The sequence below is a fragment of the Castellaniella denitrificans genome (genome assembly GCF_042653765.1).
Lineage (GTDB): Bacteria > Pseudomonadota > Gammaproteobacteria > Burkholderiales > Burkholderiaceae_B > Castellaniella > Castellaniella denitrificans.
Window position 1 is genome coordinate 36,719 of sequence record NZ_JBHSEZ010000005.1, and the last position, 19,761, is coordinate 56,479.

Sequence of the window (19,761 nt, forward strand, 5' to 3'; positions counted from 1 at the left end):
AAAAGGAGGCGGTGGCCCCGGAACCGGGCCGCGCGCGTGAGCACTTGGGCAGCAGCCTGCCGGGCCACGGTCACCTCATCGTGATGGATAACCAGGGCCGGGCAGGCTGCCGGACACAGGGACTCTCTGGATAAATCGAGCGGCTCGTTTTTAGAGAGTCCCTAAGTATACTGCCTCATCATGGCCGTCGATCACTACGAAAACTTCCCCGTCGCGTCCCTGCTGCTGCCCGCCCGGCTGCGGCCGGCGGTGCGCGATCTGTACGCCTTCGCGCGCGGCGCGGACGACATCGCCGACGAGGGCGACGCCCCCGCGCAGGCGCGCCTGGAACGGCTGGAAGCCTGGCGCGCCGCGGTCCAGGACCTGGGGGCCGGACGGCCGATCCAGGCCCCGCTGTCCGCCGACGACCGGGCGATCTTCGCCCGGCTGGGCGACACCGTCGTGCGCCACGGGCTGCCCGTCCAGCCCCTGCTGGACCTGCTGTCGGCCTTCACCCAGGACCTGAGCGTCACCCGCTACGCCGACGAGCCGGCCCTGCTGGACTACTGCCGCCGCTCGGCCAACCCGGTCGGGCGCCTGATGCTGCACCTGTCCGGCCATACCGGCCCCGTGGACCTGGCCCAGTCCGACGCCATCTGCACCGGACTGCAACGGGCGAACTTCTGCCAGGACGTGGCCCTGGACCACGCCAAGGGCCGCTGCTACATCCCCCTGGACTGCCTGGAACGCCACGGCCTCGATCCCGGCAGCCTGGACGCGCTGTGCGCCGACCCGTCCGCGCCGCCCCCCGACGCCTGGCGGGACGCGGTGCGCGAACAGGCCGGCCAGGCCCGCCGCGCCCTGCTGGCCGGCAGCCCGCTGGCCTGGCGCCTGCCCGGCCGCATCGGCCTGGAACTGCGCCTGGTGGTGCATGGCGGCCTGCGGATCCTGGAAAAGCTGGCGGAGGGCGGCTACGACCCTTGGGGCAACCGGCCCATCCTGGGCCGCGCCGACGCCTTCCTGCTATGCTGGCGCGCATTCCTTACGCCGCGCCCCGGCGCCGCATCATCCAGCCATCATGACGCCTGACGAATACTGCCAGCAGAAGGCCGCGCGCAGCGGCTCGAGCTTCTACTACGCCTTCCTGTTCCTGCCGCCGGAGCGGCGCCGCGCGATCACGGCGCTGTACGCCTTCTGCCGCGAGGTGGACGACATCGTGGACGAGGTCGGCGAGGCATCCGTCGCGCGGATGAAGCTCGCCTGGTGGCGCGACCAGGTCGGCCTGATGTTCGACGGCGCGCCCGACCATCCCGTGGCCATCGCCCTGGCCGGGCACGTCCGCGCCTTCGGCCTGCGCCCCGAACCGTTCTACGCCGTGATCGAAGGCATGGAGATGGACCTGGACCAGTTCCGCTACGCCGACTGGGCCGCCCTGCGGGAATACTGCTGGCGGGCCGCCGGCGTGGTCGGAGACCTGTCGGCCAGCATCTTCGGCCACACCGACCCGCGCACGCTGGAATACGCAGAAACGCTGGGCCTGGCCTTCCAGGTGACGAACATCATCCGCGACGTGGGCGACGACGCCCGGCGCGGGCGCATCTATCTGCCGGCCGACGACATGGCGCGCCACGGCGTGACCGTGGACGACATCCTCGACGGCCATTACACCGAAAATTTCCAGGCCCTGATGCGGCAGCAGACCGAACGCGCGCGCGCGCTGTACCGCGATGCCATGCGCGCCCTGCCGGAGGCCGACCGCCGCGCGCAGCGGCCCGGCCTGATGATGGCCGCCATCTACATCGCCCTGCTCGACGAGATCGAGCGCGACGGCTGGCGCGTGCTGGACCGGCGCATCGCGCTGACGCCGATCCGCAAGTTCTGGCTCGCCTGGAAGACCTGGGTCGGCGGCGGCCGGGGACTGGTGCGCCGCTTGGCGAAATGAACCCCATCGCCGTCGTCGGCGCCGGCTGGGCGGGCCTGGCCGCCGCCGCGCGCCTGCGCCGGGCGGGCCGCGCGGTCCGGGTCTACGAGGCCGCCGCCGCGCCGGGCGGCCGGGCGCGGCGGATCGACCATCCCGGCCTTGGCCTGCGGATCGACAACGGCCAGCACATCCTGCTGGGCGCCTACACCGCCACCCTGGCGCTGATGCGGTCCCTGGACGCGGACCCGGCGCAGGCCCTGCTGGCCGGGGACCTGGACCTGCGATCGGCCGACGGCGGCCTGAGGCTGCGGTTCTGGCCCCTGCCCCCGCCCCTGCACCGCCTGGGCGTGCTGCTGGGCAGCCGCGGGCTGGACGGCTGGCGGGGCCGCCGCCACCTGATCCGGGTGTTCGGCGCGCTGGAACCCGGGCGCGTCGATCCGTCCGCGACCGTCGCGGACTGGCTGGCCGGCCTGGGCTACCCGCCGGGCCTGATGACGCGCCTCTGGGAACCCCTGTGCCTGGCCGCCATGAACACACCGGCGCACGCGGCGCAGGCGCGCCTGTTCGCCCGCGTGCTGGCCGACAGCCTGGGCGCGGAACCGGCCGCCAGCCGCATCCTGATCCCCCGTGACAGCCTGCACGAACTCTGGCCCGCCCGCGCCTGCGCCCTGCTGGGCGGGGATCTGCTTCGCCGGCGGGTGCGTGCGATCGCCCCCGGCCCGGCGGGCGGCTGGCGGGTGGACGGCAAACCGCATGAAAGCGTGGTCCTGGCCGTGCCGGCCCCCGAGGCCCGGCGCCTGCTGGCGCCGCTGCCGGACGCGGCGGACTTCCTGGACGGCTGGACGGAGCCGGCGCATTCCGCCATCGGCACCCTGACCCTGCGGCTCGCCCGGCCCTGGGATTCCGGCCGGCCCATGATGCTGCTGCGCGACGATCCGGCCCGCGACGCCTGGGGACAATGGCTGTTCGACCGCGGCGCCAGCGCCCGCACGGACGCCGGACGCCGGCTGGTCCACGTCGTCATCGGCACGGCGGACCGCTACGCGGGCCGGGATCCGGCGCGCATCGCGGCCGGCGTCATCGCCCAGATCCGCGCCCAGGCGGCCGCGGGATCGCTCCCGCCGCTGCCGGAGGTCGAGGCTCACGCCCTGGTGACGGAGCGGCGGGCGACCTTCGACGCGGTCCCGGGCCTGCGGCGTCCCGGCGCGGCCACCCCCTGGCCCGGCCTGCTGCTGGCCGGCGACTGGACCGACACCGGCTACCCGGCCGTGCTGGAAGGCGCGGTGCGCAGCGGGCTGAAGGCGGCGGACACGATCCTGGAAAACAGCTGAATCAGCGCGGCCGGCGGACCAGGGTGCTCTTGCCGAACAGGCTCTCGACCAGTTCGACGGCGACCTCGGCCGTGCCGTTGCGCACGTCCAGGGCCGGGTTCAGTTCCACGATGTCCACCGAACCCACGCGGCCCGTGTCGGCCAGCATCTCCATGCACAACTGGGCCTCGCGCCAGGTCGGCCCGCCCCGCACCGTGGTGCCGACCCCCGGCGCATAGTCCGGGTCCAGGAAATCCACGTCGAAACTGACGTGGACGTGGGCGTCCGCGGGCAGTCCGTCCAGGGCGGCCTCCATGACCGCGCGCATGCCGCGCTCGTCGATCGTGCGCATGTCGTACACGTCCAGCCGCTGCTCGTGGACGAACTCGCGCTCGCCCGCGTCGACGCTGCGGATGCCGATCATCCGCAGTTCATCGGGCCGCAGGGCCGGCTCCGGTCCGCCCAGGTCCGCCAGCCCGGCCGGGCCGAAGCCGCACAGGCAGGCGACCGGCATGCCGTGCAGGTTGCCGCTGGGCGTGAGCCACGCGGTATTGAAATCCGTATGGGCGTCCAGCCAGAACACCCGCAGCGGCCGGCCCTCGCGGCGGCAATGCCGCGCCACCGCCCCCACCGAACCGACGCCCAGGCAGTGGTCTCCGCCCAGCATCAGCGGCAGGCGGCCGGCCCGCAACTGGGCCGTCACGGCCTCGAAGACCAGGGCGTTCCAGGCCGCGACCTGCTCCAGGTGGCGATAGCCCTGGACCGGCGGCCGCCAGGGATTGCCCGGACCGGCCAGGTCGCCCGTGTCCAGCACCCGGCACCCCTGGCGTTCCAGGGCCGCCGCCAGGCCGGCCACCCGCAGGGCCTGGGGCCCCATCGACGCGCCGCGCGCGCCGGCGCCGATGTCGGTGGGCACGCCCACCAGGGCGATTTCGATGCTCATGCTCCGATCCTCCTCCCGCCGGTGCCCGTGAAGAAAGGACGATCCCGCCCGGCCGCCGTCCGCGGGACGGGGCCGGGACTTCGGCCCGCCGTCACGAAGCCAGCGCCGGCATGTCCTGGAGTTCGCCCTGCAGCCAGCCGTACAGATCGCGCGGATCCGCCTGTCCCGGCGTCACGTCCACCCAGGATCCCACCTGATGGGCTTCCGCCTGGGCCTGGAGGAAGCGTAGCGCGGAATAGTCCTCGAGCGCGAATCCGACCGAATCGAACAGCGTCACCTGGTCGGCCCGCGTCCGGCCCGGGACGTCGCCCGCCAGAACGCGCCACAGTTCGGTCACGGGAAAATCGGCCGGCATCTGCTGGATCTCGCCCTCTTTCCGGGTCTGGGGCGGGAATTCGACGAAGACGTCGGCCCCGCGCAGGATCGCCGGATCCAGCTCGGTCTTGCCCGGGCAGTCGCCGCCCACGGCGTTCAGGTGCATGCCCGGTTCGACCAGGTCCGCGTCCAGCACCCGCGCCCGGCCCTGGAAGGCCGTCACGGTGGTGACGATGTCCGCGCCCCGCACGGCCCGGGCCGCCGAATCGCAGATCCGCACGGACAGCGGCCGCCCCGGCAATTCGGCCGCCTCCAGGTTGCGCGCCAGGCGTTCCGAGGCGCTGCGATCCACGTCGTAGAGGCGCAGCTCGCGCACGCCCAGCAGGGTGGCGAAGGCCAGCGCCTGGAAATCGCTCTGCGCCCCGTTGCCGATCAGCGCCATCGAATGGCTGTCGCGCCGCGCCAGAACCTGCGCGGCCAGGGCCGACATCGCCGCCGTGCGCAGCGCCGTGGTCAGGGTCAGTTCGCCGAGCAGGCGGATCATGCCGGTGTCGCAATCCAGCAGCGCCCCCATCGCCATGACGGTGGGCAGGCCGTGGCGCCCGTTGCCCGGGTGGCCGTTGACGCACTTGAAGCTGTAGTGCGTGCCGTCGGTGATGGGCATCAGCTCGATCGTGCCCTGCTCGGAATAGGCCGCGATGCGGGCTTCCTTGTCGAATTCCGGCCAGCGCAGGTAATCGGCCCGCAACGTGCCGGCCAGGCCCCGCAGGCAGGCGGGCAGGCCCAGGATGCCGATCAGCCGGGCCACGTCGTGGGTATCCAGGAACAGGGTGCGGGGCCGCACCGGAGCATGGGCTTGCATGGCGTGTCTCCTTGGGATGTGATGTTCTGCATTCAGTGTGGCCCAAGGGTGCGGCAATGTATATCGTCAATTCTGCCGCCATTCCGTCAGAAAACTGGCAGAATGGAAGAATTCATTGGACAGAATGATCTGTGCGGCCGGTTTTTGCTCATCCCGATTCTTCGAACCCGGCCGCCAGGCGGGACCGCGTCCGGGCGGCGCGAGCGCGCCGCCCGGACACCCTCACGGAGGACGTTGCCATGGATTCGACCGACCTGGCCCTGATCGGCCTGCTGCGCAAGAACGCCCGCGCCAGCGTGGCCACGCTGGCGCGCAAGCTGGGGGTGGCGCGCGGCACGGTCACCCAGCGCATGCATCGGCTGGAGGACGCCGGGCTGATCGTGGGCTATACGGTGCGCCTGCGCCCGGACGTGGAGCCGCAGACCATCCGCGCCTGGATGGGCATCGCCGTCGAGGGCAACGAGGCCCGCGCCGTGATCGCCAGCCTGCTGGGAGAGCCGGGGGTGGCCACCCTGCACGACACCAACGGCCGCTGGGACCTGCTGGCCGAACTGCGGGCGGCCGATCTGCAGGAGCTGTCCCAGGTGCTGGAGCGCATCCGCCTGATCCGGGGCATCAGCCAGTCCGAGACCAGCATCCACCTGCAGACCTATCGGGCGGCCTGAAAGCCCTTTCGCCGCCGGGCCGCCCCCAGGCGGAAGAGCCCGTTACAGTGCGTGGCGATGCACGTAGTCGGCCACCAGGCGGGCGTCGCAGTCCATGACCTCGACGCGCTGGGGCAGCCGGTCCAGGTCGCGCAGCGCGACCGGGACTTCCGGCGATTCTCCGGTGGCCTCGACGATGGTCTCGGCGAACTTGGCCGGCAGGGCCGTTTCCAGCACCAGCATGGGCACGCCGTCTTCCAGGTGTTCCAGGGCGACCTTCACCCCGTCGGCCGTGTGCGGGTCGATCAGCACGCCGGTCTCGCGGCGGATGTCGCGGATGGTGCGCAGGCGGTCGGCGTGGGTGCTGGCGCCCGCCACGAAGCCATAGCGTTGCGTGAACACCGGCCGCAGGGCGGACAGGTCGAACTGGCCGGCGACGCGCAGTTCCTCCATCAGGGCCCGGACGCGGGCCGGATCGCGGTCCACCAGGTCGAAGACGAAACGCTCGAAGTTCGAGGCGCGCGAGATGTCCATCGACGGGCTGGAGGTGGCGTGCGTCTGGTCGGCCGCGCGCGGCCGGTAGACGCCGGTGCGGAAGAATTCTTCCAGCACGTTGTTTTCGTTGGTGGCCAGCACCAGGCGGCGGATCGGCACGCCCATTTCGCGCGCGATGTGGCCGGCCAGGATGTTGCCGAAATTGCCCGAGGGTACGGTGAAGGACACCGGTTCGCCGGGCCCCCGCGTGACCCGCAGCCAGCCCCAGACGTAGTACACCACCTGGGCGGCGATGCGCGCCCAGTTGATGGAGTTGACGGCGCCCAGGCGGTGGGCGCTCTTGAAGTCCAGGTCGCCGGCCAGGGCCTTGACGATGTCCTGGCATTCGTCGAACACGCCGCGCACGGCGATGTTGTGGATGTTGGCGTCCTGCAGCGAATACATCTGGGCGCGCTGGAAGGCGCTCATGCGTCCGTACGGGGACAGCATGAACACGGCCACGCCGCGCTTGCCGCGCAGCGCGTATTCCGCCGCCGAGCCGGTGTCGCCCGACGTGGCGCCCAGGATGTTGAGCGTCTGGCCGCGCCGCGCCAGCACGTATTCGAAGACCTGCCCCAGGAACTGCATGGCCATGTCCTTGAAGGCCAGCGTCGGCCCTTCGGACAGGCCCAGCAGCGACAGGCCCGGGCGCAGCGGCTTGACCGGCGCGATGCGCGGGAATACGTCGGGCGCGTAGGCCGCGTGCGCCATGCGCAACAGGTCGTCGGGCGCGATGTCGTCGATGAACAGGCCCAGCACGCGGGCCGCCAGGTCGGCGTAATCCAGCCCGCGCCAGGATTCCAGGGTGGCCGCGTCCAGCTTCGGCAGGGTGTCGGGCAGCGTCAGGCCGCCGTCGGGCGCCAGGCCTTCGAGCAGGATGTCGCAGAAAGGCTGGGGGGCCATGCCGCCCCGGGTGGACAGGTATTTCACGTGATGTTCTCCACGCGCAGGCGGGTCACGTCCGAACGCACGAAAGGCAGGCCCTGGATCGCGCGCAGGGCCTGGTCCACGTCGCCCTCGCGCGCTTCGTGGGTGAGGAAGATGATGTCGGCCTGATGCTCGCCGTGAGGCTGCTGGAACATCGAGCCCACGGAAATGCCGGCGTCCGACAGCACGCGCGCCAGGTCGGCCAGCACGCCGGGCCGGTCGTCGACCCGCAGGCGCAGGTAGAAGCTGGTGCGCACGTCCGCCATGGGCAGCACGGGGATGTCGGCCATGGCGTCGGGCTGGAAGGCCAGGTGCGGCACCCGGTGCTCGGGGTCGGCCATCTGCAGCCGGGTCACGTCGACCAGGTCGGCCACCACGGCCGAGGCCGTGGGCAGGGCGCCGGCGCCCTGGCCGTAGTACAGCGAAGGGCCGACCGCGTCGCCGCGCACCAGCACGGCGTTCATGGCGCCTTCGACGTTGGCCAGCAGGCAGTGGTCGGGCACCAGGGCGGGATGGACCCGCAGCTCGATGCCTTCCGGGCGGCGGCGGGTGATGCCCAGCAGCTTGATGCGGTAGCCCAGGCGCTCCGCGTGGACGATGTCCTCGGAGGCCAGGCGGGAAATGCCTTCGATGTAGGCCTTGTCGAACTGCACCGGGATGCCGAAGGCCAGAGAAGCCAGCAGCGTGAGCTTGTGGGCCGCGTCCACACCCTCGATGTCGAAGGTGGGGTCGGCCTCGGCGTAGCCCAGGCGCTGGGCCTCGGCGAGCACGGCGTCGAAGGGCAGGCCGCGCTGGCGCATCTCCGACAGGATGAAATTGGTGGTGCCGTTGATGATGCCGGCCAGCCACTGGATGCGGTTGGCCGTCAGGCCCTCGCGGATCGCCTTGATGATGGGGATGCCGCCGGCCACGGCCGCCTCGAAGGCGACCATCACGCCGCGCGCCTGGGCGGCGGCGAAGATCTCGTTGCCGTGCACGGCCAGCAGGGCCTTGTTGGCCGTGACCACGTGCTTGCCCCGGGCGATGGCTTCCAGGATGCAGTCGCGGGCCACCGTGTCGCCGCCCATCAGCTCGACGATGATGTCGATGTCCGGGTCGCGCGCCAGGGCCATGCCGTCGGTGGTGACGGCCACGTCCGGCCCCACCAGCGCGCGCGCCTTGGCCACGTCGCGCACCGCCACCGCGGCGACCTCGATGCGCCGTCCGGCGCGCCGGGCGATTTCCCCGCCATTCTGGGCCAGGACCGTCCAGACCCCGCCGCCGACGACGCCCAGGCCGAGCAAACCTACGCGGATCGGTTTCATTTGAGCAGCCCGTCCTTGCGGAACATGTCCTTGATGCCGCGCACCGCCTGGCGGGTGCGCTGCTCGTTTTCGATCAGGGCGAAGCGCACGTATTCGTCGCCGTATTCGCCGAAGCCGATGCCGGGGGACACGGCGACCTTGGCGTCGGCCAGCAGGCGCTTGGAGAATTCCAGCGAGCCCTGGGCGCGGTAGGGCTCGGGGATGCGCGCCCAGATGTACATGGACGCCTTGGGCACGTCCACCGGCCAGCCGGCCTCGTGCAGGCCGCGCGCCAGCACGTCGCGGCGACTGCGGTACTGCTCGACGACTTCCGCCACGCAATCCTGGGGCCCTTCCAGGGCGGCGATGGCCGCCACCTGGATGGGCGTGAAGGTGCCGTAGTCGTGATAGCTCTTGATGCGCGCCAGCGCGTTGACCAATTCGCGGTTGCCCACCATGAAGCCGATGCGCCAGCCGGCCATGTTGTAGCTCTTGCTCATGGTGAAGAATTCCACCGCCACGTCGCGCGCGTCGGGCACCTGCATGATGGACGGCGCCACGTAGCCGTCGAAGGTGATGTCGGCGTAGGCCAGGTCGTGCACCACCAGGATGCCGTGTTCGCGCGCCAGCGCCACGATGCGCTCGAAGAAGGACAGCTCCACGCACTGGGCCGTGGGGTTGCTGGGGAAACCCAGGATCATCATCTTGGGCTTGGGGATGGTCTCGCGCACCGCGCGCTCGATCTCCTCGAAGAAATCCAGTCCGGGCGTCATCGGCACCGAACGGATGTTGGCGCCGGCGATCACCGCGCCGTAGATGTGGATCGGGTAGCTGGGGTTGGGCACCAGCACCGTGTCGCCCCGGTCCAGCGTGGCCAGCATCAGGTGGGCCAGGCCTTCCTTGGAGCCGATGGACACGATGGCCTCGGAATCCGGGTCGATGTCCACCCCGTAGCGGCGCTCGTACCAGGTCGAGATCGCCCGGCGCAGGCGCGGGATGCCCTTGGACACCGAATAGCCGTGGGTATCGGGGCGGCGGGCGACTTCCACCAGCTTGTCGACGATGTGCTGCGGCGTGGGGCCGTCCGGATTGCCCATCGACATGTCGATGATGTCCTCGCCGCGCCGGCGTGCGGCCATCTTGAGTTCCCCGGTGATGTTGAACACGTAGGGGGGCAGGCGCTCGATGCGCGGAAAGCTCGTCATGATGGTCCTCGGCAGGTGGGCAGGAGTCGTGCGGATGGATGCGGTGCAGCAAACTCGATAATCTATCGCATGCGTCCGCGACTCGCAAATGGCCGGGCGCGGATCCGGTGCCGGCGGGGAAAGCGCCCCGGCGCGATTGCGCTATCATCACAACAACACCGGAGCTTGCCCGTGCTACTGCAAAAAGACCTGAATCCCGCGCTCAACACCGTCACCGCCTACGGTGACGGCTTCCTGGAAATCAATCGGGTCCGCTACGACAGCGCCATCTGCTTCGCCCCCGAAGGCCCGGTCCGCGGCCTCGCCCTGCGCGCCGCCGCCGACATCGACGCCGCCTTTCTCCAGGACCTGGTCGGCCTGAAACCGGCCGCCCGCGATCCGCTCGCCTTCCTCGACGACGAGGCGCCCGCCCTCGAACTGCCCGCCGACGCGCCGGAAGTCCTGCTGATCGGCACCGGCCCGCGACAGACCTTCCTGCGCCCCGACGTGCTGCGGCCGCTGCTGGCGCTGGGCATCGGCGTCGAAACCATGACCACCCAGGCCGCCGCCCGGACCTACAACATCCTCATGTCCGAGGAACGACGTGTGCTGGCCCTGCTGCTACCCGGAGACCCCTCATGACCACCGCCGCCATCGGCCGCCCGCTGCCGCCGCTCACCGCTGAGACCACCCACGGCCCCTTCGACTCCACCGCGCTGCGGGGCAAGCCCTTCGTGCTGTACTTCTACCCCAAGGACAACACGCCGGGCTGCACCACCGAGGCCCAGGACTTCCGCGACCGCCACGCGCAGTTCCAGGCCCTGGGCTGCGAGATCTTCGGCATCTCCCGCGACACCCTGAAGTCCCACCAGGGCTTCGCCGACAAGCAGTGCCTGCCCTTCCCCCTGATCGCCGATCCCGACGAGGCCCTGTGCGCCCTGTTCGGCGTGATGAAGCAGAAGAACATGTACGGCAAGCAGGTGCGCGGCATCGAGCGCAGCACCTTCCTGGTCGACCGCCAGGGCATCCTGGTCCAGGAATGGCGCGGCGTGCGTGTCCCCGGCCATGCGGACGAAGTCCTGCAGGCCGCGCAAAACCTGGCCGCCTGAGCGCGGCCTCCCCAGGAGCCTTCATGCCCCTTCCGAAACCGCCGGCCCGCCCGGGCGACCTCATCGAAACCGCCGTCCGGAGCGCGCCCCGCGAGGCGGCTCCGGCCTCCGTCGTGCCCGGGCCGGCCCTCGACACGTCCCGCTCCGCGTCCCGCGGGCGCAGGACGAAGGCCCGTCCGGTCGCCGCCATCCTGTCCAGGCACGCCGGCCGCGAGACGCCTCCCCCGCCGGCGCCCGCAGCCGCCTCGGCGCCCGTCACCGCGCCCGCCGCCACGCCGGCGTCCGCCCGCGTGGCCAGGGCGCCGGTCGCGGACAAGCCCGCGCCGACCCCCGCGAGCCCGGCTCCGGTCGGCGCGGCGTCCGCTCCGGCCCGCCCCGCCGCCGCCCGCGCGCGGCCGAAACGCCTGCCGACGGCGCAGCGCAAGCTGTTCGTGCTGGACACCAACGTGCTGCTGCACGATCCCTCGTCCCTGTTCCGCTTCGCCGAACACGACGTCTTCCTGCCCATGATCGTGCTCGAAGAGCTCGACCACCAGAAGAAGGGCATGTCCGAGGTCGCGCGCAACGCCCGCCAGGTCAGCCGCTACCTGGACCAGCTGATCGGCACCGCCGATCTGTCCAAGGGCGTTCCGCTGGACTCGCTGGGCAACAGCGACGCCCTGGGCTCGCTGTATTTCCAGACCCGCCCCACCGATGTGCGCCTGCCCCTGGAACTGCCCATGGGCAAGGCGGACAACGTGATCCTGGGCATCGTCCACGGGCTGTGCCAGGAAGACCCGAAGCGCGAGATCGTGCTGGTGTCCAAGGACATCAACATGCGCCTGAAGGCCCGGGCGCTGGCCCTGCCGGCCGAGGACTACCTGAACGACCATGTCCTGGACGACTCCGACCTGCTCTACGACGGCGTCATGCCGCTGCCGGAAAATTTCTGGAACAAGCACGGCAAGGACATCGAATCCTGGCAGCAGAACGGCCTGACCTGGTATCGCGTGCGCGGGCCGCTGTGCGGCCAGTTCATCGTCAACGAATTCGTCTACTACGAAGGCGAGATGCCGCTGTACGCCCAGGTGCGCGAGGTCACGGGAAAGAGCGCCGTGCTGTCCACCCTGCGCGACTTCAGCCACGCCAAGAACAGCGTCTGGGGCGTCACCACGCGCAACCGCGAACAGAACTTCGCCCTGAACCTGCTGATGAACCCGGACATCGACTTCGTGTCGCTGCTGGGCCAGGCGGGCACCGGCAAGACCCTGCTGGCGCTGGCCAGCGGCCTGGCGCAGACCTTCGAGACCAAGCGCTACACGGAAATCATCATCACCCGCGCCACCGTGCCGGTGGGCGACGACATCGGCTTCCTGCCCGGCACGGAGGAAGAAAAGATGCTGCCCTGGATGGGCGCGCTGGAGGACAACCTGGAAGTCCTGCACCAGGGCGCGGCGGGCGCGCTCGGCGCCCCCGGCAGCGGCAATGGCAACGGCCAGGACTGGAACAAGACGCCCGCCATGGACCTGATCCGCTCCCGCATCAAGGTCAAGTCCATGAACTTCATGCGCGGCCGCACCTTCCTCAACAAGTTCCTGATCATCGACGAGGCCCAGAACCTGACGCCCAAGCAGATGAAGACCCTGGTCACCCGCGCGGGGCCCGGCACCAAGATCGTCTGCCTGGGCAACATCGCCCAGATCGACACGCCCTACCTGACCGAAGGCAGCTCGGGGCTGACCTACGTGGTGGACCGCTTCAAGGGCTGGCCGCACGCCGGCCACATCACCCTGCAGCGCGGCGAACGGTCCCGCCTGGCCGACTATGCCAGCGATGCCCTCTGAGCCCGGCATCCCGGCCGCGCCCGTCGGCGCGCCCCTGGCCTTCACGATGGGGGACGCCGCCGGGATCGGTCCGGAACTGATCGCGCGCCTGTTCGCCGAAGGCCTGCCCCACCCCGCCGTCGTCTACGGCGACGAGGGCGCCCTGCGGCGCGCCTGCGCCGCGCTGGGACTGGCGGATCTGCGGGTGCGGCCGCTGGACGCGCCGGGCGCGGGCACGGCCGGCGGCGAGATCGGCGTGCTGAACCGCTGGGAACCGCTGCCCGACGGCCTGCCCTGGGGCAAGGAGGATCCGCGCGCCGGGCGCGGCGCCTATGAATACCTGTGCCACGCCATCGACGACGCCCTGGCCGGCTGCGTCCGGGCGCTGGTGACGGCGCCCCTGCACAAGGGCGCGCTGCACGCGGGCGGCATCGATTTCCCCGGCCACACCGAAATCCTGGCGCGACGCACCGGCACGGCGGACTACGCCATGATGCTGGCCAACGACGAACTGCGCGTGCTGCTGGTGACCATCCACATCGCCCTGGCCGACGTCCCCGCGGCGCTCAGCCCGGAAGCCGAGCTGCGCGCCATCCGCCTGGCGCAGCGGGCCTGCCGCCAGGCGGGCATCGCCCGGCCGCGCATCGCCGTGGCGGGGCTGAACCCGCACGCGGGCGAAGGCGGCGCCTTCGGCGACGAGGAAGCCCGCCACATCGCGCCGGCCATCGCCGCCGCCCGGGCCGAGGGCCTGGACGCCACCGGCCCCTGGCCGGGCGACACCGTGTTCATGCGCGCCCGCAAGGGGGAATTCGACATCGTGGTCGCCCAGTACCACGACCAGGGCCTGATCCCGGTGAAGTACCTGGGGCTGGACGAAGGGGTGAACGTGACCGTGGGCCTGCCCTTCGTGCGCACCAGCGTGGACCACGGCACGGCCTTCGACATCGCCGGGCGCGGCCTCGCCGACCCGGCCTCGCTGCGCGCGGCTGTGCGGATGGCGCTGAAAATGACCGGGTCCTGATACGCCCCCCGCCTCCCGTGGGGCGGGTGCGGCAAGCAAGCGCAGTCCGCGCGACGTGGAGGCGCTTAAAACCCCGGCGCGGCCGAAAAGTTCAGGAAACGGGTGCTGGAGCCCTGGAAGGTCAGGCGCACCGTACCGATCGGGCCATTCCGCTGCTTGCCGATGATGATCTCGGCCGTGCCCTTGTCCGGCGAATCGGGGTTGTAGACCTCGTCGCGGTAGATGAAGATGATCACGTCGGCGTCCTGCTCGATGGCCCCGGATTCGCGCAGGTCGCTCATGACGGGCCGCTTGTTGGGCCGCTGCTCCAGGCTGCGATTGAGCTGCGACAGGGCGATCACCGGGCAGTTCAGCTCCTTGGCCAGGCCTTTCAGGGACCGGCTGATCTCGGAGATTTCCGTGGCGCGGTTTTCGCCGCCGGAGCCGGACATGAGCTGGATGTAGTCGATGATGATCAGGCCCAGCTGCCCGCACTGGCGCGCCAGGCGCCGCGCCCGCGCGCGCAATTCCATGGAGGTCAGCGCGGGGGTCTCGTCGATGTAGATCTGGGCTTCCTCGACCTTCTGCACCGCGTGGGTCAGGCGCGGCCAGTCGTCCTGGTTCAGCTTGCCGGTGCGCATGCGGTGCTGGTCCAGCATGCCGACCGAGCCGATCATGCGCATGGCCAGCTGCACGGCGCCCATTTCCATGGAGAACACGGCCACCGGCAGTCCCTGCTCGATGGCGACGTGCTCGCCGATGTTCATGGAAAAGGAGGTCTTGCCCATGGACGGCCGCCCGGCCACGATCACCAGGTCGCCCGCCTGCAGGCCCGAGGTCATGCGGTCCAGGTCGTTGAAGCCAGTCGGCACCCCGGTCACGTCGGAATCGCCTTCGCGGTGGTAGAGCTCGTCGATGCGCTCGACCACCTGGGCCAGCAGCGGACGGATCTCCTGGAATCCGGCCATGCCGCGCGCGCCCTCCTGGGCGATCTGGAACACGCGGGACTCGGCTTCGTCGAGGATCTGCCGGGCTTCCTTGCCCTGGGGATTGAAGGCGGCCGAGGAGATCTCGTCGGCGATCGAGACCAGCTTGCGCAGCATGGACCGCTCGCGCACGATCTCCGCGTAGCGGCGGATGTTCGCGGCCGAGGGCGTGTTGTGCGCCAGCGCGTTCAGGTACGGCAGGCCGCCGCATTCGTCGGCCTTGCCCGCCGTGGTCAGGGACTCGTGGACCGTGACCACGTCGGCCGGCCGCCCCAGCCCCACCAGCCGGGTGATGTGGTGCCAGATCAGGCGGTGGTCGAAGCGGTAGAAGTCGTCCTCGGTGAGGACGTCCGCGACCCGGTCGAAAGCGGCGTTGTCCAGCAGCAGGCCGCCCAGCACCGACTGCTCGGCCTCGACGGAGTGCGGCGGCACACGCAGATAATCCAGTTGCGCGTCGGCTTCGATTTCCAAACCTTGTCCTTGAAACGGGGTGCGCGGGACGGGCCGGCGATGAAAAAGGCCGGCATGCGCCGGCCTTTTCAGCAGCGCCGCGCCATCCCTACCTTACCACGAGGCATGGTGCGCGGCGGAGCGGGACATCAGGCCATTTCGCCCTGCACGGTGACCGTGATGTCGGCCACCACGTCGGCGTGCAGCGCAACCTGCAGCGGGAACTCGCCCACGGCCTTGATGGCGCCGTCCGGCATGCGGACCTGGGCCTTGTGCACGTCGGTGAAACCGGCGGCCTGCAGCGCGGCGGCCACGTCCATGTTGGTGACCGAGCCGAACAGGCGGCCGTCGACGCCGGCCTTCTGGCTGATGGTCAGCACGTAGCCGGACAGCTTTTCGCCGACGGACTGGGCCGCGGCCAGCTTTTCAGCCTGGTGCTTTTCCAGTTCGGCGCGGCGGGCCTCGAATTCCTTCAGGGCGGCGTCGGTCGCGCGGCGGGCGATCTTCTGGGGGATCAGGTAGTTGCGGGCATAGCCGTCGCGCACGCGGACCACATCACCCAGGTTGCCGAGATTGACGACTTTTTCAAGCAGAATGACTTGCATGACGGGAGACCTCGGATCAGTTGTGGTTGTCGGTGTACGGCAACAGGGCCAGGAAGCGCGCGCGCTTGATGGCGGTGTCCAGCTGGCGCTGGTAGTGCGCCTTGGTGCCGGTCAGGCGGGCCGGGATGATCTTGCCGTTTTCCTGGATGAAATCGCGCAGGGTGTCCAGATCCTTGTAGTCGATCTCTTCGACCTTGGCGACGGTGAAGCGGCAGAACTTGCGGCGCTTGAACAGCGGATTCTGTTGCCCGAACTTGCGCTTTTCCTTGGTTTTCTTGAAGTAAGCCATGATGGTTGCCTTTCTCTGTGGCCGGGCCATGCCCGGCATGTTCATTCAGTGTGCCTGCGCGATCCGCTGGATGTGGAACACCAGCCGGTCCGAACCTTGCCGGAGGGGCGCCAGGAATCCGGTGGCCTGGATCAGCGCGCCGATCGGCGCCTGGGCCAGTTCCCGGGCCACGTCCCCCAGGGCCACCGCCTGCAGTTCCATGCGTACGGTGCGGGGAGACCCGGCTTCCAGGACCTCGGATTCGTGTGCCATCCGGAGCCGCAGCACCGGCGTGCCCGCCGGCGTGTGGCGCAGCGGCTCGGCCTCGGCCACGCGCGCTGCGATTTCGACCCGGTTCACGGAATGCGCGGGCTCCGGATCAGGAATTCGTGGTGGACTCGGTGGCGGTCGCCTTGCGGGCTTCCTCGCGCTCGACCGACTTCATCATGATCGACGGCTCGGTGTGCGCGTGCTTGGTCTTGACGAACAGGTGGCGCAGGATCGCGTCGTTGTAGCGGAACGAGTGTTCGAGTTCATCCAGGGCGGCCTGGCCGCACTCGATGTTGAAGCACACGTAGTGGGCCTTGACGAGCTTCTGGATCGGGTAGGCCAGCTGGCGGCGGCCCCAGTCCTCGACGCGGTGGATCTGGCCGCCATTGCTGGTGACCATGGCCTGGTAGCGCTCGATCATGGCGGGCACCTGCTCGCTCTGATCGGGATGCACGATGAACACTACTTCGTAGTGGCGCATGTAAGACTCCTTGTGGATATCTGCGGTGTTGACAGACAGCCCGCCGGCACGATGCGGATCCCATCCTGGGAACCACGGACATGCCGAAAAAACGGCATGCCACAAGCACGGTCGAGCAAGTAACCCGGCATTCTAGCATATTCGGTATGCCTGCCGGAAGACCGATATGCCCAGACCGCTGCGCCCGGCCGAGGCCTGGCCGCGCGGCGGATCAATCGCTGCGCACCACCGCGTAGGCGGAATGGTTGTGGATGGATTCGAAGTTTTCCGCCGTGACCTGGTAGGACGCCACGCCGGGCAGGCGCCGCAGCATCACGGCCACGTCGCGCACCAGGTCCTCGACGAACTTCGGGTTCTCGTAGGCGCGCTCGGTGACGAACTTCTCGTCGGCGCGCTTGAGCAGCCCCCACAGTTCGGACGAGGCCTGCGATTCCACGCCGCGGATCAGCGCGTCCAGGTCGACGGCCTGGGGCGCGTCGTATTCCAGGTCCACGGTGACGTGCGAGCGCTGGTTGTGGGCGCCGTATTCCGAGATCGCCTTCGAGCAGGGGCACAGGCTGGTCACCGGCACCTGGGCGGACAGGGAAAAGCGCGGCGCCTCGCCCCGGCGGGCGCGGACGGACCAGCGGACCTGGTAGTCCATCAGGCTGCGCACGCCGGACACCGGCGCGGGCTTCTCGATGAAATAGGGAAAGCCGGCCGCCACGTCGCCGGCGTCGGCATGGAGCAGGTCCAGCATGGACTGCGCCAGGGCGCACAGGGCCGCGGGCGTCATGGGCTCGCCGCGCCGCGATTCCAGCAGGGCGATGAAGCGCGACATGTGCGTGCCCTTTTCATCGGCCGGCAGGGCCACGGTCATTTCCCAGTCGGCGATGGTCGCCTGGGGCTGGCCGGCGGCGGACGCCACCAGCAGGGGATGGCGCACGCCGCGCACGCCCACCCGCTGGATGGCAATCCGGCGCGTGTCCGGTCCGCTTTGCACATCCGGCATCGCCATCGCCACCGGATCCAGCAGGGTGTTCATGAAGCATTCCTTTTCAAGCGCTGGCGTATCGACGCCTCGATTCCTCCGGCATCCAGGCCGAGACCGGCGAGGATGGCCTTCTGGTCCCCATGATCGATGAATTCATCCGGCAAGCCCAGTTGCAGGATCGGGCGGGCGATCGCCTCCCGGTTCAGCCATTCGGCCACGGCGCTGCCCGCGCCGCCCATGACGGCGCCCTCCTCGACCGTGACGAACAGATCGTGGGACTCGGCCAGGCGCCGCAGCAGCGTCTCGTCCAGCGGCTTGACGAAGCGCATGTCCACCAGCGTGGCGTCCAGCGATTCGGCCGCCCGCGCGGCCTCGGGCAGCAGGGTGCCGAAGACCAGCAGCGCGACGTCCCTGCCCTCGCGGCGCACCACGGCGCGGCCGATCTCGACCGGATCCAGGCTGTCGCCAGGATCGGCGCCGCAGCCGGCGCCGCGCGGGTAGCGGACCGAGGCCGGCCCCGGATGCAGGAAGCAGGTGTTGAGCAGCAGCCGGGCCTCGCGTTCGTCCGAGGGCGCGGCGATCACCAGGTTCGGGATGCAGCGCAGGTAGGCGATGTCGTAGTTGCCGGCGTGGGTCGCCCCGTCGGCGCCGACGATGCCGGCCCGGTCCAGGGCGAAGGTCACGTCCAGGTTCTGCAGGGCCACGTCGTGGATCAGCTGGTCGTAGCCGCGCTGCAGGAAGGTGGAGTAGATGGCCACCACGGGCTTGCAGCCTTCGCAGGCCAGGCCGGCGGCGAAGGTCACGGCATGCTGCTCGGCGATGCCGACGTCGAAATAGCGCTGCGGGAAGCGGCGCTCGAATTCGACCAGGCCGCTGCCTTCGCGCATGGCGGGCGTGATGCCCACCAGGCGCGAGTCGGCGGCGGCCATGTCGCACAACCAGGCGCCGAAGACCTGGGTGAAGGACTGGCGTGCGGGCTTGGCGGGCTTCTGGATGCCGACCGAAGGATCGAATTTCCCCGGACCGTGGTAGAGGACCGGATCGGCCTCGGCGAGCTTGTAGCCCCGGCCCTTGCGCGTCACGACGTGCAGGAACTGCAGGCCGCCGAGTCGGCGCAGGTTTTCCAGGGTGGGGATCAGCACGTCCAGGTCGTGGCCGTCGATCGGTCCCATGTAGTTGAAGCCCAGTTCCTCGAACAGGGTGGCCGGCGACAGCATGCCCTTGGCGTGGCCTTCGAGCTTGCGCGCCAGCGCCAGCACGGGCGGCACGTGCTGCAGCACGGCCCGCCCCATGTTCTTGGCGTGGGCGTAGAACTGGCCCGACAGCAGGCGGGCGAAGTAGTAGTTCAACGCCCCCACCGGCGGCGAGATCGACATGTCGTTGTCGTTCAGCACGACCAGCAGGTTCACGTCGGGCGTGACGCCGGCGTTGTTCAGGGCCTCGAAGGCCATGCCGGCCGTCATGGCCCCGTCGCCGATCACGGCGATGTGCTGGCGGTCGACGCCGGCGTTGCGCGACGCGACCGCCATGCCCAGCGCGGCGGAGATCGAGGTCGAGGAATGCGCCGTGCCGAAGGCGTCGTACGGCGATTCGGCGCGTTTCGGAAAGCCGGAGATCCCGCCCCGCTGGCGCAGGCCGGCCATGGCCTCGCGGCGCCCGGTCAGGATCTTGTGCGGGTAGGATTGGTGGCCCACGTCCCAGATCAGCCGGTCGTCGGGCGTGTTGAACGCGTAGTGCAGCGCCAGGGTGAGCTCGACCGTCCCCAGGTTCGAGGACAGGTGCCCCCCGGTGCGCGACACGGAATCCAGCACGAACGCCCGCAATTCGACGGCCAGTTCCCTGAGGTCCCGACGGTCCAGCCGGCGCAGATCCGCCGGCGATTGGATGCCTTCCAGTAGTCTAGTCATGATGTTTT

Annotated in this window: 20 protein-coding genes; 8 read left to right on the top strand and 12 right to left on the bottom strand. The window is 70.1% G+C overall.

Annotated elements, in window-relative coordinates; genetic code table 11:
* The first annotated feature begins 180 nt into the window (after positions 1-180).
* Genes hpnC through hpnE form a run of 3 tightly spaced genes read left to right on the top strand, consistent with a single transcriptional unit; the run spans position 181 to position 3,231 of the window.
* Positions 181-1,068 (top strand): squalene synthase HpnC, encoded by an 888-nt coding sequence (hpnC, locus tag ACFO27_RS08270; RefSeq protein WP_376816921.1) that lies wholly within the window; start codon positions 181-183, stop codon positions 1,066-1,068.
* Positions 1,058-1,921 carry a presqualene diphosphate synthase HpnD gene (hpnD, locus tag ACFO27_RS08275; RefSeq protein ID WP_376816922.1) on the top strand — a complete coding sequence of 288 codons (864 nt, stop codon included), beginning with the start codon at positions 1,058-1,060 and terminating at the stop codon, positions 1,919-1,921. The genes hpnC and hpnD overlap by 11 nt, the downstream gene beginning before the upstream one ends.
* Complete coding sequence (gene hpnE / locus ACFO27_RS08280) at positions 1,918-3,231, top strand: hydroxysqualene dehydroxylase HpnE (protein WP_376816923.1); 1,314 nt, start codon at positions 1,918-1,920, stop codon at positions 3,229-3,231. The genes hpnD and hpnE overlap by 4 nt, the downstream gene beginning before the upstream one ends.
* Before the next feature lies 1 nt (position 3,232).
* On the opposite strand, the gene rocF is transcribed toward hpnE, so the two are convergent.
* Positions 3,233-4,153 (bottom strand): arginase, encoded by a 921-nt coding sequence (gene rocF, locus ACFO27_RS08285; RefSeq protein WP_376816924.1) that lies wholly within the window; start codon positions 4,151-4,153, stop codon positions 3,233-3,235.
* A gap of 91 nt (positions 4,154-4,244) precedes the next feature.
* Positions 4,245-5,330: an ornithine cyclodeaminase gene (locus ACFO27_RS08290; protein ID WP_376816925.1), complete on the bottom strand. Its 1,086-nt coding sequence runs from the start codon at positions 5,328-5,330 to the stop codon at positions 4,245-4,247.
* A 239-nt stretch (positions 5,331-5,569) separates the two neighbouring features.
* Between ACFO27_RS08290 and ACFO27_RS08295 the strand changes: the two genes are divergently transcribed.
* Positions 5,570-5,995: an Lrp/AsnC family transcriptional regulator gene (locus ACFO27_RS08295; protein WP_323023470.1), complete on the top strand. Its 426-nt coding sequence runs from the start codon at positions 5,570-5,572 to the stop codon at positions 5,993-5,995.
* Positions 5,996-6,037: 42 nt separating this feature from the next.
* Here the strand turns inward: ACFO27_RS08295 and thrC are convergent, their stop codons facing one another.
* From thrC to alaC, 3 genes are read right to left on the bottom strand one after another with little or no spacing between them, the layout of a single operon-like run.
* The gene (thrC, locus tag ACFO27_RS08300) at positions 6,038-7,438 is read right to left on the bottom strand and encodes a threonine synthase (protein ID WP_376816926.1); all 1,401 of its coding nucleotides are present in this window, start codon (positions 7,436-7,438) and stop codon (positions 6,038-6,040) included.
* Positions 7,435-8,739, bottom strand: coding sequence for a homoserine dehydrogenase (locus ACFO27_RS08305; protein WP_376816927.1), 1,305 nt, complete (start codon positions 8,737-8,739; stop codon positions 7,435-7,437). The genes thrC and ACFO27_RS08305 overlap by 4 nt, the downstream gene beginning before the upstream one ends.
* Positions 8,736-9,923 carry an alanine transaminase gene (gene alaC / locus ACFO27_RS08310; protein ID WP_376816928.1) on the bottom strand — a complete coding sequence of 396 codons (1,188 nt, stop codon included), beginning with the start codon at positions 9,921-9,923 and terminating at the stop codon, positions 8,736-8,738. Before alaC ends, ACFO27_RS08305 begins: the two co-directional genes overlap by 4 nt.
* A gap of 171 nt (positions 9,924-10,094) precedes the next feature.
* On the opposite strand from alaC, the gene ACFO27_RS08315 reads away from it, so the two are divergent.
* Genes ACFO27_RS08315 through pdxA form a run of 4 tightly spaced genes read left to right on the top strand, consistent with a single transcriptional unit; the run spans position 10,095 to position 13,834 of the window.
* Entirely contained in the window at positions 10,095-10,544 is a 450-nt protein-coding gene (locus ACFO27_RS08315; RefSeq protein ID WP_323023474.1) for an Mth938-like domain-containing protein, read from the top strand.
* On the top strand, positions 10,541-11,011 hold the full coding sequence (locus ACFO27_RS08320; protein ID WP_376816929.1) for a peroxiredoxin: 471 nt from the start codon (positions 10,541-10,543) through the stop codon (positions 11,009-11,011). Before ACFO27_RS08315 ends, ACFO27_RS08320 begins: the two co-directional genes overlap by 4 nt.
* Before the next feature lie 23 nt (positions 11,012-11,034).
* A complete protein-coding gene (locus ACFO27_RS08325) occupies positions 11,035-12,834 on the top strand; it encodes a PhoH family protein (protein WP_376816930.1) in 1,800 nt (599 codons plus the stop codon).
* Positions 12,815-13,834: a 4-hydroxythreonine-4-phosphate dehydrogenase PdxA gene (gene pdxA, locus ACFO27_RS08330; protein WP_376816931.1), complete on the top strand. Its 1,020-nt coding sequence runs from the start codon at positions 12,815-12,817 to the stop codon at positions 13,832-13,834. Before ACFO27_RS08325 ends, pdxA begins: the two co-directional genes overlap by 20 nt.
* Before the next feature lie 65 nt (positions 13,835-13,899).
* On the opposite strand, the gene ACFO27_RS08335 is transcribed toward pdxA, so the two are convergent.
* The 7 genes from ACFO27_RS08335 to dxs form a co-directional block, all read right to left on the bottom strand.
* Positions 13,900-15,270, bottom strand: coding sequence for a replicative DNA helicase (locus tag ACFO27_RS08335; RefSeq protein WP_376816932.1), 1,371 nt, complete (start codon positions 15,268-15,270; stop codon positions 13,900-13,902).
* A 128-nt stretch (positions 15,271-15,398) separates the two neighbouring features.
* Positions 15,399-15,854 (bottom strand): 50S ribosomal protein L9, encoded by a 456-nt coding sequence (rplI, locus tag ACFO27_RS08340; RefSeq protein ID WP_376816933.1) that lies wholly within the window; start codon positions 15,852-15,854, stop codon positions 15,399-15,401.
* A 16-nt stretch (positions 15,855-15,870) separates the two neighbouring features.
* Positions 15,871-16,143 (bottom strand): 30S ribosomal protein S18, encoded by a 273-nt coding sequence (rpsR, locus tag ACFO27_RS08345; RefSeq protein ID WP_043683419.1) that lies wholly within the window; start codon positions 16,141-16,143, stop codon positions 15,871-15,873.
* Positions 16,144-16,188: 45 nt separating this feature from the next.
* Positions 16,189-16,482 carry a primosomal replication protein N gene (gene priB / locus ACFO27_RS08350; protein ID WP_376816934.1) on the bottom strand — a complete coding sequence of 98 codons (294 nt, stop codon included), beginning with the start codon at positions 16,480-16,482 and terminating at the stop codon, positions 16,189-16,191.
* A 19-nt stretch (positions 16,483-16,501) separates the two neighbouring features.
* The gene (gene rpsF, locus ACFO27_RS08355) at positions 16,502-16,873 is read right to left on the bottom strand and encodes a 30S ribosomal protein S6 (protein WP_269358067.1); all 372 of its coding nucleotides are present in this window, start codon (positions 16,871-16,873) and stop codon (positions 16,502-16,504) included.
* A 211-nt stretch (positions 16,874-17,084) separates the two neighbouring features.
* Positions 17,085-17,897 (bottom strand): GTP cyclohydrolase FolE2, encoded by an 813-nt coding sequence (gene folE2 / locus ACFO27_RS08360; RefSeq protein WP_376816935.1) that lies wholly within the window; start codon positions 17,895-17,897, stop codon positions 17,085-17,087.
* Entirely contained in the window at positions 17,894-19,756 is a 1,863-nt protein-coding gene (gene dxs / locus ACFO27_RS08365; protein ID WP_376816978.1) for a 1-deoxy-D-xylulose-5-phosphate synthase, read from the bottom strand. The genes folE2 and dxs overlap by 4 nt, the downstream gene beginning before the upstream one ends.
* Between the last annotated feature and the right edge of the window lie 5 nt (positions 19,757-19,761).